This is a genomic window from Mesorhizobium sp. M1295 (assembly GCF_040318135.1).
GTDB lineage: Bacteria > Pseudomonadota > Alphaproteobacteria > Rhizobiales > Rhizobiaceae > Mesorhizobium.
Window position 1 is genome coordinate 20,988 of the sequence record NZ_JAMYLU010000025.1, and the last position, 14,019, is coordinate 35,006.

14 protein-coding genes are annotated in these 14,019 nt (G+C 61.0%); 8 read left to right on the forward strand and 6 right to left on the reverse strand.

Translation table 11 applies throughout. The features are described from left to right. Positions 1 to 26 precede the first annotated feature (26 nt). The 5 genes from hemA to NKH29_RS26810 all read left to right on the forward strand — a co-directional run bounded on the left by hemA (position 27) and on the right by NKH29_RS26810 (position 6,524). The gene (hemA, locus tag NKH29_RS26785) at positions 27 to 1,283 is read left to right on the forward strand and encodes a 5-aminolevulinate synthase (RefSeq protein ID WP_353001009.1); all 1,257 of its coding nucleotides are present in this window, start codon (positions 27 to 29) and stop codon (positions 1,281 to 1,283) included. 54 nt (positions 1,284 to 1,337) lie between these two features. Beyond that, complete coding sequence (gene groL, locus NKH29_RS26790) at positions 1,338 to 2,981, forward strand: chaperonin GroEL (protein ID WP_352494533.1); 1,644 nt, start codon at positions 1,338 to 1,340, stop codon at positions 2,979 to 2,981. A 605-nt stretch (positions 2,982 to 3,586) separates the two neighbouring features. Then, the gene (locus NKH29_RS26795) at positions 3,587 to 4,006 is read left to right on the forward strand and encodes an aquaporin (protein ID WP_352515656.1); all 420 of its coding nucleotides are present in this window, start codon (positions 3,587 to 3,589) and stop codon (positions 4,004 to 4,006) included. 812 nt (positions 4,007 to 4,818) lie between these two features. Then, positions 4,819 to 5,325 (forward strand): recombinase family protein, encoded by a 507-nt coding sequence (locus NKH29_RS26805; protein ID WP_352494532.1) that lies wholly within the window; start codon positions 4,819 to 4,821, stop codon positions 5,323 to 5,325. Between the two features lie 8 nt (positions 5,326 to 5,333). Further along, positions 5,334 to 6,524 carry a recombinase family protein gene (locus NKH29_RS26810; protein ID WP_352964337.1) on the forward strand — a complete coding sequence of 397 codons (1,191 nt, stop codon included), beginning with the start codon at positions 5,334 to 5,336 and terminating at the stop codon, positions 6,522 to 6,524. Positions 6,525 to 7,128: 604 nt separating this feature from the next. On the opposite strand, the gene NKH29_RS26815 is transcribed toward NKH29_RS26810, so the two are convergent. From NKH29_RS26815 to ltnD, 6 genes are all read right to left on the reverse strand, one after another. After that, on the reverse strand, positions 7,129 to 7,335 hold the full coding sequence (locus NKH29_RS26815; protein WP_353001011.1) for an SDR family oxidoreductase: 207 nt from the start codon (positions 7,333 to 7,335) through the stop codon (positions 7,129 to 7,131). After that, positions 7,260 to 7,508: an SDR family oxidoreductase gene (locus tag NKH29_RS26820; RefSeq protein WP_023718657.1), complete on the reverse strand. Its 249-nt coding sequence runs from the start codon at positions 7,506 to 7,508 to the stop codon at positions 7,260 to 7,262. The genes NKH29_RS26815 and NKH29_RS26820 overlap by 76 nt, the downstream gene beginning before the upstream one ends. Next, positions 7,498 to 8,316 (reverse strand): SDR family NAD(P)-dependent oxidoreductase, encoded by an 819-nt coding sequence (locus tag NKH29_RS26825; RefSeq protein WP_352790427.1) that lies wholly within the window; start codon positions 8,314 to 8,316, stop codon positions 7,498 to 7,500. The genes NKH29_RS26820 and NKH29_RS26825 overlap by 11 nt, the downstream gene beginning before the upstream one ends. Positions 8,317 to 8,413: 97 nt before the next feature. Continuing rightward, positions 8,414 to 9,682 carry a 3-oxo-tetronate kinase gene (gene otnK / locus NKH29_RS26830; protein ID WP_023718655.1) on the reverse strand — a complete coding sequence of 423 codons (1,269 nt, stop codon included), beginning with the start codon at positions 9,680 to 9,682 and terminating at the stop codon, positions 8,414 to 8,416. Next, the gene (gene otnI, locus NKH29_RS26835) at positions 9,679 to 10,461 is read right to left on the reverse strand and encodes a 2-oxo-tetronate isomerase (protein WP_023718654.1); all 783 of its coding nucleotides are present in this window, start codon (positions 10,459 to 10,461) and stop codon (positions 9,679 to 9,681) included. Before otnI ends, otnK begins: the two co-directional genes overlap by 4 nt. 13 nt (positions 10,462 to 10,474) lie before the next feature. Further along, positions 10,475 to 11,404, reverse strand: coding sequence for an L-threonate dehydrogenase (gene ltnD, locus NKH29_RS26840; protein ID WP_023718653.1), 930 nt, complete (start codon positions 11,402 to 11,404; stop codon positions 10,475 to 10,477). A gap of 154 nt (positions 11,405 to 11,558) precedes the next feature. Here ltnD and otnC point away from each other — a divergent pair, with 154 nt between their 5' ends. The 3 genes from otnC (at position 11,559) to NKH29_RS26855 (ending at position 13,973) form a co-directional block, all read left to right on the forward strand. Then, entirely contained in the window at positions 11,559 to 12,224 is a 666-nt protein-coding gene (gene otnC, locus NKH29_RS26845; RefSeq protein WP_023718652.1) for a 3-oxo-tetronate 4-phosphate decarboxylase, read from the forward strand. A gap of 95 nt (positions 12,225 to 12,319) precedes the next feature. Then, positions 12,320 to 12,829: a flavin reductase family protein gene (locus NKH29_RS26850; protein ID WP_023718651.1), complete on the forward strand. Its 510-nt coding sequence runs from the start codon at positions 12,320 to 12,322 to the stop codon at positions 12,827 to 12,829. A gap of 52 nt (positions 12,830 to 12,881) precedes the next feature. Continuing rightward, complete coding sequence (locus NKH29_RS26855; protein ID WP_023718650.1) at positions 12,882 to 13,973, forward strand: LLM class flavin-dependent oxidoreductase; 1,092 nt, start codon at positions 12,882 to 12,884, stop codon at positions 13,971 to 13,973. Positions 13,974 to 14,019: the final 46 nt, after the last annotated feature.

Consider the following 14,019-nt stretch of genomic DNA (forward strand, 5'->3'; position numbering starts at 1 on the left):
CTCCGACGACCGGAAATGCGGGCGATATGGCCGATGGGCAAGGCAATATCGTGGAGCCAGGCATTACGAGTTATGACGGTTTCTTTGCGGATGCGATCGCGCGTCTGCAGGAGGAACGGCGCTACCGTGTGTTCGCGGACCTGGAGCGCATCGCCGGGCGCTTTCCCAATGCCGTGTGGCATTCCCCGCATGGACCGAAGGACGTCGTGATCTGGTGCTCCAACGACTATCTCGGGATGGGTCAACACCCAAAGGTGGTCGCCGCCATGGTGGAGACTGCTACCCGCCTGGGAACGGGGGCCGGCGGGACGCGCAATATCTCCGGCACCAGCCATCCGCTCGTAGAGCTTGAGGGCGAGCTTGCCGATCTCCACGGCAAGGAGGCGGCACTGGTCTTCACGTCCGGCTATGTTTCGAACCAGACTGGCATCTCGACTATCGCCAAGCTGATCCCCGGTTGTCTGATCCTGTCCGATGCGCTCAACCACAATTCGATGATCGAGGGCGTCCGCCAGTCCGGTACGGAGAAGAGCATCTTCCGCCACAACGACGTCGATCATCTCGAGGAATTGTTGAAGGCGGCGGATCCGGATCGGCCAAAACTCATCGTCTTCGAAAGTCTCTATTCAATGGGCGGCGACGTCGCGCCAATCAATCGCATTTGCGAAATCGCCGATCGTTACGGCGCAATGACCTACCTCGACGAGGTCCATGCTGTGGGCATGTACGGCCCTCGCGGCGCCGGTATCGCCGCGCGCGACGGCGCCATGAACCGGATCGATGTGATCGAAGGCACGCTCGCCAAGGCCTTCGGCTGCCTCGGCGGCTATATCACGGGAAGTGCTGTGCTGATCGATACGGTTCGTTCCTATGCTCCGGGTTTCATCTTCACCACCGCGTTGCCGCCGGCGATCTGCGCCGCGGCCACAGCGGCGATCCGGCATCTGAAAACCTCGCAGTGGGAGCGCAAGTGCCAGCAGGACCGCGTCTGGCGGGTCAAGGCGGCGCTGGGTGCCGCTGGGCTGCCGGTCATCCTGAGCGACACCCATATCGTTCCGGTGGCAGTCGGCGATCCGGCGCATTGCAGAGCGGCGAGCGACCTGCTGCTGAGCGAGCACGACATCTATATCCAGCCGATTAATTATCCGACCGTGGCGAAGGGAACTGAGCGGCTGCGCATCACGCCGACACCCTGTCATGAGGACATCATGATTGATCGGCTCGCGGCAGCTCTGTTCGATGTCTGGAACCGGCTTGGGCTGCCACGGGACAATCTCGCCTGAGCGGCCGAATGAGGCGTCGCCGTTCCCGAAAATTGGGTCTTAAGGATCAAGGAAATGGCTGCCAAGGAAATCATGTTCTCGTTCGAGGCTCGCGACAGAATGCTGCGCGGCATTGACACCCTGGCGAATGCGGTGAGCGTCACGCTTGGCCCGCTAGGGCGCAACGTCGCGATCGGTAGGGAGCACGGCGCGCCGCGGGTCACGAAGGACGGCGTGACCGTCGCCAGAGAAATCGAACTCGACAACAAGTTCGAGAACATGGGCGCCCAGATGGTGCGCGAGATCGCAACAAGAACTTCCTATCAGGCCGGCGACGGCACGACCACCGCCGTCGTGATCGCGCATGCGATCGTCCGGGAGGGCGCCAAGGCGGTGGCCGCCGGCATGAATCCCATGGACCTGAAGCGCGGCATCGATCTCGCGGTCGAAGCCGTCGTCGCGGAACTCAAGAACAACGCCACGAAGGTCACCTCGAACATCGAAATTGCGCAAGTCGGCACCATCTCGGCCAACGGCGATAGGGAGATTGGCCGCTGCCTAGCCGACGCCATGAAGAGGGTCGGCAATGACGGCCTGATCACTGTCGAGGACGGGACGTCGCTCGAAACCGAACTCGAATTCGTCGAGGGCATGCAGTTCGACCGCGGCTACATCTCGCCCCATTTCATCACCAATCGCGCAAAGATGCGGGTCGAGATGCAGGATGCCTATGTCCTCATCAGTGAGAAGAAACTGTCCAGCCTGAACGAAATACTGCCGCTGCTGGAGAAGGTGGTGCAGGCCGGCAAGCCGCTGCTCATCATCGCCGAGGATGTCGAGCGTGAGGTGATTGCGGCGCTGGTGGTCAACAAGTTGCGCGGCGCTCTCAAGGTTGCAGCAGTCAAGGCGCCGGCCTACGGAAACCGCCGCAAGGCGATGCTGCAGGATCTCGCGCTGATGGCCGGCGGAACGGTGATCTCGGAGGATTTGGGCATCAAGCTCGAGCATGCTTCCCTCGATATGCTCGGGCGCACCAAGAAGGTGATGATCGACAAGGCAAACACCACGATCGTCGGCGGCGCCGGCAAGCGGGCAAGCATCGAGGCCCGCATCGCTGAGATCAAGCTCGAGCTTGCGGAAACCACCTCCGATTACGACCGCGAGGAGCTCCAGGAGCGGCTGGCCAGGCTCGCCGGTGGCGTCGCCGTGATCCGGGTCGGCGGTGCCACCGAAGTCGAGGTCAGGGAAAAGAAGGATCGCATCGATGACGCGATGAACGCGACAAGAGCCGCGGTCGCAGAGGGCATTCTCCCGGGCGGCGGGGTCGCCTTGCTGCGCGCCGGCAGGGCGCTTAAGAAGCTCAAGGGCGGCAACGAGGACCAGCAGGTCGGCATCGCGATCGTCAGGAAGGCGATCACCTGGCCGGCTCGGCAGATCGCGATCAATGCCGGCCTGGAAGGCTCGGTCGTCATCGCCGGGATCCTCGAAAACGACGACAACGCCTATGGCTACGATGCCCAATCGGGCGTGTACGGGGATCTGGTGTCAAAGGGCATCATCGACCCGGCCAAGGTGGTGCGAACGGCGCTCCAGGGCGCGGCCTCGGTTGCGGGTCTTCTCCTTACAACGGAAGTCATGGTGGCCGAAGTGCCTGGCCCGCCGCCGCCGGAGCTTCCCGGTCACGAGCATCATCATCACGACATGGATATGGATTTCTGAGCGCATTGCGGGCGGCGGAAGCACCGAAGTGTCCGGACTGGATCGCCGCTGGCGACTGCTAGAGAAAGCCCACTCGTCCGAACCGCGGCCAACACAGCAGTATTCGGGATCAACTCCTGGAGGCACTCCCGGCTGAGCCATGATCATCGGTCGGCGATTCCGACGTGACGGTGACAGGCGGGGTGGTTCAATTTTGGGGTGCCTATCGTCCAAAGAGGACCGGGCTGCATCGCGCGTTCTGGCCGAGACTATCGCGGGCCTGCGCGAAGTTCAGGATCATCGGGTCTCGATCGAAAAAATCCCCCCAACCGCGTCTGACGCCACCCGGCAAGCGCGTCGCTTGGTATCCTATCCGTCCGTGTGCGGTAGAGATCTAGCTGCACACAGCCGCATCTTCCGCTTACTGTCGTGGCGGACGGTTGTCCGCGCGCGCAGTGGCTACCCGCTGCGCTGCGGCAAACAAATCCGGTCCATGGCCGCAGCGGCGCACTGCATTCGGCTCCAAGTCGTGAAGAGTGAGGCCTCACAATTCCAAGGGGATATGCTCATGAAAGCGTCGCCGCCGAGCTTTTCGGCACCTTCTTGTCTTCGGCTGCGCGTCAGTGGTGACAGGCGGTTTTGGCGGGCTGCTGCCGGCTCGGTCGCTTGGCATCGGCCTCAGCTTCGGCATCGCTGTAACCGCCCTGGCTTACGCGATTGGGCCACTCTCGGGCGCGCACCTCAATCCGGCCGTCACGCCGTGGACGCCTCCCACAAGGGCCACTTTGTATCCTGTTTCCCACATCGCCGCAGTCCTCAACGAAGGTCTACAGATGGCGCATTTGGTCCTTATCGGCTGCCGCAGAGCCAATCGCTCTCGAGTGCAGGCACTCCAGTGGAGTCCAGACGTTGGATTGGACCTCGACCTCTACAAAAGCACACTGAGCTTCCGGTCGGGCTACGACGGCATTCCGAAGCGATCGCTTCGGCGAGAAGTCGTCGTTCTCAATCGGGCGACCGGGGATACATCGGCGAAGACGGCATAAGGGAGGATGGGCCAGACCGAGCCGACGGAAAGGTCGTAGCCAAGGCCTTGGGGCGCATAGCGCCTGGCCGGGAGGCCGCCGCCAGTCAGACTGACGCGACGCGTCGTTGAGCGAGGTGGAGACCCGAGCGGGCTCGACGAGGGTCCACGGCGGTCACAATGTTGTGGTGATGATCGCAGTAGACGCGATCCGGCGAAGTTGGCCCAGCACAAAAACGATAACCGCCGGGTACTGACGGGTCTTCGCTCACCGGGAAGCGGCACTGATAGAGGCCTAGCTGAATGAGGGGGACGTCTCTCGAAGTTAGTCTGATATTTTCAGGCATGATGGTTTCCTAGTTCATAGCAATTGCCGGCTGACGGCCGCAGTGCGACCCGTCGGGGCGAGCTAGGACAACGGTCGAAGCCAGTCCGTGATTTGAACCTATGGCTTCGGATCGACAATCAGCGGGTTGGCCGCATCCAGGTGGCAAGTGTCCAACAAACTCAGCAGATGATCTTGCTGGCGGCTGTCCTTTTCACACGTCGTCGCATCCGATCTGTACGACCATGCGCCTGGCCCTCTTCCTTAGCACCGCACGGCCTCACATCCTTCACTCCGATGAAACAGTCGGAGAACAAACGGAATGCTGCGGGGCCAAGTGCTTGCATGCGTCAGGCGTTGGAGCATGCGCTCGATCCCACGTTAGTTCAGTTCGTGGAAGCTCTTGCGATTGCCGACGCTAGGCGCGATCATCTCGCTGTGAGGCTATCTGCTTCGACACCTAACTTGGATGTCGTCGAAGCAATTGGCTGCAACGGCGAGGTTCGTGAATGATACGCGCAGCCATTTACGCCCGGTTCTCGACCGAGCTGCAGAACGAGAAATCCACCGATGACCAGATCGTCCTTTGTCGCGCGTATGCAGCACGGCATCAGCTTGATGTGGTTGCGGCTTACGAGGACAAAGCTCGCTCGGGAGCTTCGATGTTTGGCCGTGCCGGCCTCATGAGATTGATGGATGCGGCGCGCGAACGAAAGTTTGATGTCGTCATTGTTGAGGCACTCGATCGCCTTTCGCGCGACATGGAGGATCTCGCTGGACTGCACAAACGACTGTCATTCCTAGGGATCGAGATCCAAGCTGTTCACGACGGCACAGCTGACGCAATCTTGATCGGAATACGAGGTTTGGTGGGCGAGGATGGCGCAAAAAAGGTACGTCGAGGAATGGCCGGAGTGGTTCGCGACGGGCGCCACGCCGGCGGTCGCGCATTCGGGTATCGGGCAGTTCTTGGGCGTCCCGGTGACTGGAGATCGTTGAAGAGGAGGCTGAGGTAGTTCGCCGGATCTTTGCGGCCTACACCTCTGGCCGGCCACCACGCGAAATCGCACAAGATCTCAATCGCGAGGGGGTTTGTCCGCCTCGCGGCACTCGTTGGAACGCCTCTACCATCAACGGAAACGCACAACGCGGCGCGGGGCTGATTTTGAACGAGCTCTATTTTGGGCGCATCGTCTGGAACAAGGTTCGGATGGTTAAGGACCCAGATACCGGCAGGCGTCTGTCCCGTCCGAATAGCCGCGACCAGTGGCAGACGATTGATGTCCCACACCTGCGTATCGTTGACGAAGAGATATGGCGACGCGCGCAGGACTTGAAGACAGAAAGATCTCGTCTGAAATTGAACGTGAAACGTCGGCCACCGCATCTCCTCTCGGGCCTGTTGCGATGTGGCTGCTGCGGTTCGGGCATGTCGGTGCACGATCGCGACAAGACTGGCAAAACACGAATCCGCTGCTCGACAGTTCGTGAGAGCGGCAGCTGTCCCAATCGTCGCATAGTTTACCTGCGGAGCGTGGAGAATGCTGTATTGGATGGAATGCGTGACGAGCTGAAGGACCCGCGTCTCATTGAGATCTACGTCCGGAATTATAATGAAGAGCGTCAACGGCTAGCAGCCCGTGCGTCCAACGTTCGGGTCACCCTTGAGACAAAGATCGCACGGATTGAAGCCGAGCGACAACGCAGCATTGACCTGGTGCTCAAGGGAATTATTGGTGATGACGACGCCCGAGAGCGTATCGCCGAGTTGAAAGATCGACGCATCGAGGCGGAGGCAGAACTTGCCAGTCTTGACGAGGCGCCATCGACCCTTACTCTGCATCCGGCAGCGATAGAGAAGTATGTCAAAACGGTCGATGAGCTCGCTTCGGTCTTAGCTCATCACGCCGAGGCGGATGACGATCGGGGCGTGCTGGTCAAGAGCTTCCGCGCGCTCGTTCATTGTGTGACGGTTCATCCCAAAGGGCCGCGACAGGATATTGAGATCGAGGTCAAAGGCAAGCTTGCCGCCCTCATCGGCGGCAACACATTCCCCCAAGCGCGGTATGCTGGAGAACGCGCGGTGGCCGAGGAGCGCCACAGACAAGATCCCACTATTACGTACGATAGTGGGTTTAGGGTGGTAGCGGGAGAGCGCTACCGCCTTTCCCCCCACTCATCGAACCACCAGTTCCGGCTTCGTTGCTGCGGCTGAGCGAGATAAGTCGAGCGGCGACAATGCCTTTGGTCGCCGAAGGCAGACCGTCGTCGCCGATCAGCCGCCGGACTTGTCGAGAACTGGAACTGTGCGCGATTTCGCCCGGTCGGCTTCCATCGTGACGCAAAAAATGCGGACCGCCGCGGACGGGTACAGTCGGTCCCGCGTCTCGGTCTGCGGCCGGCGCTATGCTGACGCTCCTACGGCTGTCCCGTTCACCGCCCGCGGCGGGGGCGAATTTCCTCCGTCCCGCGCGCGACAACTGTCCACTGTTGCGGACGCGCGCAGGACTGCGGGTTATACGCCATCTTTCTTAGAGCGCCGACGACCGCCGGCGCGAAGATCAACGCGGTGCGTCGTTTGGAAAGACGAATGAGGACGGCGTCATCGCTACTATTCGCTCCCGTCGATTCTCTCCTCGATGGGACGCACCGGGAGATAGGCGTTCGTCTCCAGCCATTCGCGCAATAGAGAGCCCATCCAACTACAAATTTGGGAGGCAGGGCTTGCTCTCCGAATTCTTGCATCCAAGGTCAGCGATGGGAGTGTCGTGCGCACCCGATGGTGAGGTTCACTATCGGCCGTTCCCGCTCGCATCGGGTCAACTCCCCAGGCCACCATCCACCACGTGCACCTGGCCGGTAACGTAGCTGCTCATTGAGGATGCCAGATAGAGGGCGACGTTGGCCACCTCGTCAGGGTCGGAGTGGCGCTGCAACGGAACGGCCTTGTTCACCGCCTCCGTGACATTGACGCCGCTGATCGCGCTGATGCGGTTCTCGATTTCGTGCTGGAACGTGTTGTGGATCGGACCTGGATTGAGGCATTGACGCGGATGCCGCGCGGCGCGAGCGCCCGGGCCGCCGCGCAGACCACGCCGACCTGCGCATGCTTGGCGACGGTGTAGCTGATGTTCTGCCCCGCACCTTCGCCACCACGCAGGCCGGCGAGGCTTGAGATGACAATGATGCTACCGGGCACTGTAGCCGCCGTCGGCCATCAAGATATGCCCTGTCACGAATGACGCGTTCGGACCAGCAAGATAGACAAGGGCATCGGCGATTTCACTAGGTTCGGCCCAGCGGCCAATGGGATGGGCGCTCTTGATGGCCGCCTCGCCTGCGGCTGGGTCGTCCAGGCCTTCGAGGTAGCGAGTCAGGAACGGCGTATTGATTGATCCTGCTCCAACAGCGTTCACACGGATGCCTCGGGAAGCATAATCTACGGCCATCTGTCGTACCAGTTGAAGCAGGGCGCCTTTGGCCGCGCAATAGGCTGCCTGTTCCGGCAAGCCGACGACGCTTGAAATGGATCCCGTCGCGACGATCGAACCGTGGCCACGCGCGAGCATCGAAGGCAGCGCGCGCCTCGACATCAGGAAGAAGGATTTGGCGTTCGCATTCATGACAGCGTCCCACTCATCCTCGCTGGTTTCGTGAGCGGACTTCGAAATGATGAAGCCGGCGTTGCTGACGAGCACGTCGACCGGACCGAACCGCTGTTCTGCCGTCGTGAATATTTTCTCGACGTCAGCGACCTTGGTGACATCAGCGGCAACCGCGACGACATGATCGGGCGAGTCTCGTTCCAGTTCGTCGACGGCCGGGTTGAGATCTGTTGCGCATACCTTGGCACCGTTTTCGATGAAAAGTGAAACTGCAGCCCGGCCGACACCTCCCGCCGCTCCTGACACGACGACGGTTTTGCCCTCAAAGCTACTGGTCATGATGGTTCTCCGATCGTTGATGTTGGTACTAAATTGTAAGCGGCTGGCTCGGGGGTCGCTCACAGAGAGAAAGCAACCCTGTCTATCAGGCGGCCAGAGCCGAAACCGACGGATCAGCCCGACCCACGTTCCTTTCGGCCGTCGTATCCTCTCTTCGTTTTCAATCGAGCCTCGCAAGCGCTTCCGCAAAGAAGTTTACGTCGCCGAAATTGCCGGATTTGAGTGCCATCATCAGTTCGCCTCCCGGGTATCCGATGGTGCGCAGCATCGGGACGCCGGGGGCAAGTTCATCGCCGACCTCGAACGAGCCGATCGCCAGCTTGTCCACCACGGCGCCCGAGGTCTCGCCTCCCGCCACCACGAGCCGCCGAACGCCGGCGTCGACGAGCCCGATGGCGATTTCCGCCAAGGCGTTCTCGATCGTCTGCCCGGCCTCGTGCTTGCCGTGCTGCCGCTGGAGGGCTGCAACCGCATCGGGGCTGCCGGAGGACGCGATGAGCACTGGCCCAGCCGCGAGCTGCCGTCGAGCGAATTCAAGGGCCTCTTCGACGGCGCCGCCGCCGCCGGAGACAATGCGCTGCGGATCAAGGCGTAGCACCGGCATATGTCTTTCGGCGGCATCGATCTGCTCCAGTGTCCGGGCGGAACAGCTGCCGGCAATGACCGCCGATCGGCCACCGACAGCAGCAAGGTTAGCCATTGATCCCCGGGCTGGGCGTGCGGCCAGAGCGGCCCTTGCGAGTCCGTAGCCAAGTCCGGACGCACCCGTCGAAACGGCGCCGCCGGACGCCAATTGGCCGAGGACATCGAGATCGCTGTCCCGGATGGCGTCGGCGATGATCGATTTCCGCCGGCCAGGCATTGCGGCGATCTTCGCTCTGCAGCTTTCCAGGCCAAGTGCGACCGTCTGGCAGTCGAGACTGTGAACAGCGTGCTTGGATTGCCTCGCAAGAACACGCGTAAGATTGGCGTCATGCATCGGGTTCAAAGGATGGTGCCGCAAGGCGCTTTCGTTGAGTGGGACATCGTTGACGAACAGGTGCCCCTTGTAGACGGTGCGTCCGGTTTCCGGAAACGCCGGCGTAACCACGGTCCAGTCCTGTCCAGCCCGCTCCATGAACGCATCGGTAACCGGACCGATATTGCCCGCATCGGTCGAATCGAAGGTCGAGCAAATCTTGTACATGACGTGGCGGGCGCCGATCCGCCGGAGCAATTCCTCGGCGGCGAGCGCACTTGCGACCGCATCGACAGCCGGCACGGAACGGATCTTCAGCGAGACCACAAGCGCATCAATCGTTTCGAACAGACGGCTATCGACCGGGACTCCTATGGTCTGGACGGTTCGAAGGCCGCATTTGCGCCAGGTGTTCGCAAGATCTGAGGCCCCGGTGTAGTCGTCGGCTATGGCTGCGAGAATGACCGTCACTGCCTGCGCCCCCTATACGGCGCAAACCAGCCAAGGCCAGCTTTCGTCTCGCCAGCGGGCTGATACTCGCAGCCGACGAAACCGGAATAATTGCTCGTCTCAAGCTGTTCGAAGAAGTGCCGATAGTTGACCTCGCCGGTATCCGGCTCGTGCCGTGCAGGCACCCCAGCTATCTGGACGTGCCCGATGAGCGGCTGCAGATGCCGGAAGCTCTCGGTGATGTCACCATGCATGATCTGTCGATGGAACACGTCGAACTGAAGCCTGACGTTCGGGTGATCGAGTTCCTCAATAAATGCTGCGGCACGCGCAAAGTCGTTCAGGAAATAACCGGGCATGCTGCGGCCGTTGATCGGTTCCAACAGAAGGTTCAGGCCTTGGGCGGCCAGCTTCGATCCGGCGAAGTCCACGGCACGCCTGTAGCTTCTCAACGCTTCTGCGTCTGACGGGTCCGCAAGGCCGGCCATCATGTGGAGGGAGCGCACGCCAGTCGCCGGGGCGTAGTCCAGCGCCTTGTCGACGCCTGACTGGAACTCTTCGAAGCGATGCGGCAGGGCAGCGATGCCGCGTTCGCCCGCAGCCCAGTCTCCGGGAGGAAGATTAAACAACGCCAGTTCGAGTTCGCATGCCCTCAGTCGGCTGCCTACGGTTTCGGGTGCGAATTCATAGGGGAACAGGAATTCCACGGCTCCGAAGCCGGCTTCCGCGGCAGCCTCGAAGCGGTCAAGGAACGACCATTCCGTGAACATCATGGTGAGGTTGGCGGCGAAGCGTATCATGCGGCGAGATCGATCATGATGCCGCCTTGGCTGTTGGCAGCGATGCGCCGGACAACTTGGCATAGGTGCGTGCAACCGACGCGTCGTCGTCATGTCCCATGCCTGCGCCCGAGGTCGCGAGATACATCTGGAGGGCCGCCGCTGCGAGCGGCACGGGATATCGTTCGGCCCGAGCCATGTCCTGGAGAATGCCCAGATCCTTGACGAATATTTCAACCGAACTCAGCGGCCTGTAGTCGCCATCGAGGATATGCGGGACACGGTTCTCGAACATCCAGGAGTTTCCCGCGGACGCGGTTATGACCTCGTAGACAGTGGAGAGGTCCAAGCCGAGCTTGGATGCGAGCACCATGGCCTCGCATGCGGCCGCGATATGGATTCCTGCCAGATGCTGGTTGATCATTTTCACCGAAGCGCCGATGCCGGGTTCGTCGCCCAGGCGATAGACCTTCGCCGCGACCGCATCCAGGACATGCCGCGCCCGTGCGAAGGCATTCGGGCTGCCCGACGCCATGATCGTCAGGGCGCCGTTCGCGGCTTTCGCTGCGCCGCCCGAGATCGGGGCGTCGAGATAGAGGATTTCGCGCTCCGCGAGGCGCGAGGACAGGCGTTTTGCCTCCGACGGCGCCATGGTCGCTGACGAAATGAATACCGAGCCCGGTGGCATCACCGGGAACACGCCGCCGTCGCCGAAAAGCACCGCGTCGGTCTGCGCGCTGTTCACGACGACGCAGAGGACGACGCTCGCATTGGCAACAGCTTCGCTCGGTGATTCCGCTATCCGCGCGCCGCTTGCAACCAGCCTTTCCGCAGCGGTCGCGGAGGGATCGTAGCCGACGACCGCGTGTCCGCGTCGCACAAGCGAACTCGCCATGCCAAACCCCATCGAGCCCAACCCGATGACGGCGACGTTTGATTTTTCCGCGCTTTTGCCAGCAGACATGCGTATCCAACCTCTTGCTTTCAATCCAATCATAATGCAGATTATCTACAATCTGCAACGGGCTGTCGCCGCACTTTTGAGATTTTCAGGTTGGCGTCCGTGGGTAAGCTCAGTGCGTTTGGCTTCGTGCCATGCGCCTAGAATCTCGGGTGATATGGATCAGACGAAACTCTGTGAACAGATTGTCCGCTTCGGCAGGTCGCTGTTCGATCGCGGACTCACCCCCGGTTCCTCGGGAAACATCTCTGTTCAGCTCGACGAAGGCGGCTGGCTTGTGACCCCGACAAACGCGTCGCTCGGATTTCTGGATCCAGCGTCCATTTCCCGCCTTGACGCAAAGGGCAATCTTGTCTCGGGCGACAAGCCGACGAAGGAGATCCCCCTGCATTCCGCGCTCTACGACACAGTCAAAGGATCTCGGGCTGTGGTGCATCTGCATTCGACGCATTCGGTCGCCGTCACGATGCTTCCCGAGATCGATCCGAAGTCGGTGCTGCCGCCGATGACGCCGTACTATCTCATGCGCGCTGGCCGAACGGCGCTGGTGCCGTATTTCAGGCCGGGCGATCCGGCGGTCGCCGGGGCCATCAAGGGATTGGCCGGCAAATATACGTCGGTCCTGCTGGCCAACCATGGGCCGGTCGTGACCGGCAAGGACCTTGAGGGCGCCGTCTTTGCGATCGAGGAACTCGAGGAAACAGCAAAGCTGTACCTTCTGCTGCGCGGTCTCAACCCGCGATATCTATCTGCGGAGCAAGTCGAGGATCTGGCCAGGCAATTCCCGCTCCCGGGCCCTGACGGAGCGCACGACCACCATTAAACAAGGCAGTTTCGTCTGGAGCGGGGTGGTCCAAAAACACATTGACAGATTGTAGACAATCTGCAATTTTGAAGATGGGAACAAGGAAGCAAATAATGCTCTCGCAGGACCTGAGTACCGAGCATTTCCGGCAATCGATGCGGCGCGTGGCGTCGACGGTCTGCGTGATCTCGTGCAGGCACGACGGGCGCCGATATGGCATTACCGTCACGTCGGTCACGCCGCTCAGCTTCGCTCCCATTTCGATCCTTGCGTGCGTCAACCGCAACTCGTCGATCAATGTGCCGCTCAAGGAAGAGGGGCAATACTGCATCAACGTGCTTCGGGCCTCGCAGGCTGACATATCCAACTCTTTCAGTGGCGGACGGCCGTCCGAGAGGCGTTTCGACATTGGCGAGTGGACCGAAAAGGACGGCATCCCCTACCTGGCAAGCGCGCAGGCGAACCTGTTCTGCGAGATGGATCAGGCGATCTCCTATGCCACGCACGACATCATCATCGGGCGGGTCGCAGGGGTGGCATTTGCCTCCGATGTCGACCCGCTGATCTACCATAACGGCGCCTACGCGCTGACTTCACCCATGGTCCTGCAGAAGGCTGGATAGGACTGTTTACCAACGTCGACAGCCGTCGCCGAGGGATCTTAGGAGCAAATGAATGCAGCTTGGCCTTTTTAACCTGATGACGCTTCGCGATCATCCCGACGGTGCCCAGGGCGTGATGCGCGATACCCGCAAAATGGTGGAGACCGCCGATGAGCTCGGCTTCGATGTCGCGTGGTTCGCCGAACACCATTTCGCCAACTATTCGAGTTCGCCGTCGCCGCTGATGATGTGTTCCTACGCGGCCGGATGGACCAAGCGGATCAAGCTAGGCCCGGGCGTTATCGTGCTGCCGCTCTACAATCCGCTTCGTGTCGCCCAGGAGATCGCGGTCGCCGACACACAGACCGAGGGCCGCCTCGTCATCGGCCTGGGTACCGGCTATCAGCGCTATGAGTTTGATCGCTACAACATCGTGCTGGACGACAGGGTCGACGTTTTCCTTGAGTATTGGGACGTCATCGAAAGAGCGCTCGTCGATGGCGAGGTCGAGTACAAGGGAAAGTACATTTCCCTCCCCAAGACCAGCTTCGCGATCAGCACCCAGCAGAAGCCTCTTCCCCCGATTTTTGTGACCTCCTCCCACCCGAAGCTTCTCGATCGCTTCAAGAAGTGGAAGGCGGTCCCGTTCCTTGCAGCCAGCACGCTCGGATCGCCCGTGCTCTACAAGATGGTCGACGGGCTCAACGACGCCTGGACATCCATCGGCGAGCAGCCTTCGACCAAGCCCTTGGCGATCATGCAGTACCTGGCCATAACCGACAGCCGCAGCGAGGCATTGGTCGTGGCGGAGCGGGCCCGGTACGTGGGGCGTATGGCGCATTATCTGCGCCAAGCCTCGCCGCCGCTGGACGACAACAGCTACATCAGCAACCAGACGTTCGAAGGCGAGTACACGCTCGACCAATATGCGGACAACATGGTGGTAGGCGATCCGCACGCCGTTGCCGAGAAGATGGTCGCGGACATCAAACGTCTCAATCCAAGCAACTACACCTGCAACTTCTCCTTCGGCTGCATGCCAATCGAGTTGGCGCATCGCTCGCTCGTTCGATTCAAGAACGAAGTCGTGCCCCTGATCGAGAAGGAAGTGGGACCTATCGAAGCTCTCGGCGTGACACCCAGGCTGGCGAGAAAGGCGAGTTGAGCGGTCTCAATTGCTCAGCCAACAAACTACTTGGTCTGCAACAAAG

Bases quoted from the DNA above. Each gene is read 5' to 3' on its own strand.
- ltnD (WP_023718653.1), bottom strand. From the start codon at position 11,404: ATGTCTGCTGGCAAAAGCGCGGAAAAATCAAACGTCGCCGTCATCGGG.
- groL (WP_352494533.1), top strand. From the start codon at position 1,338: ATGGCTGCCAAGGAAATCATGTTCTCGTTCGAGGCTCGCGACAGAATG.
- otnI (WP_023718654.1), bottom strand. From the start codon at position 10,461: ATGATACGCTTCGCCGCCAACCTCACCATGATGTTCACGGAATGGTCG.
- hemA (WP_353001009.1), top strand. From the start codon at position 27: ATGGCCGATGGGCAAGGCAATATCGTGGAGCCAGGCATTACGAGTTAT.
- NKH29_RS26855 (WP_023718650.1), top strand. From the start codon at position 12,882: ATGCAGCTTGGCCTTTTTAACCTGATGACGCTTCGCGATCATCCCGAC.
- otnC (WP_023718652.1), top strand. From the start codon at position 11,559: ATGGATCAGACGAAACTCTGTGAACAGATTGTCCGCTTCGGCAGGTCG.
- NKH29_RS26850 (WP_023718651.1), top strand. From the start codon at position 12,320: ATGCTCTCGCAGGACCTGAGTACCGAGCATTTCCGGCAATCGATGCGG.
- NKH29_RS26805 (WP_352494532.1), top strand. From the start codon at position 4,819: ATGATACGCGCAGCCATTTACGCCCGGTTCTCGACCGAGCTGCAGAAC.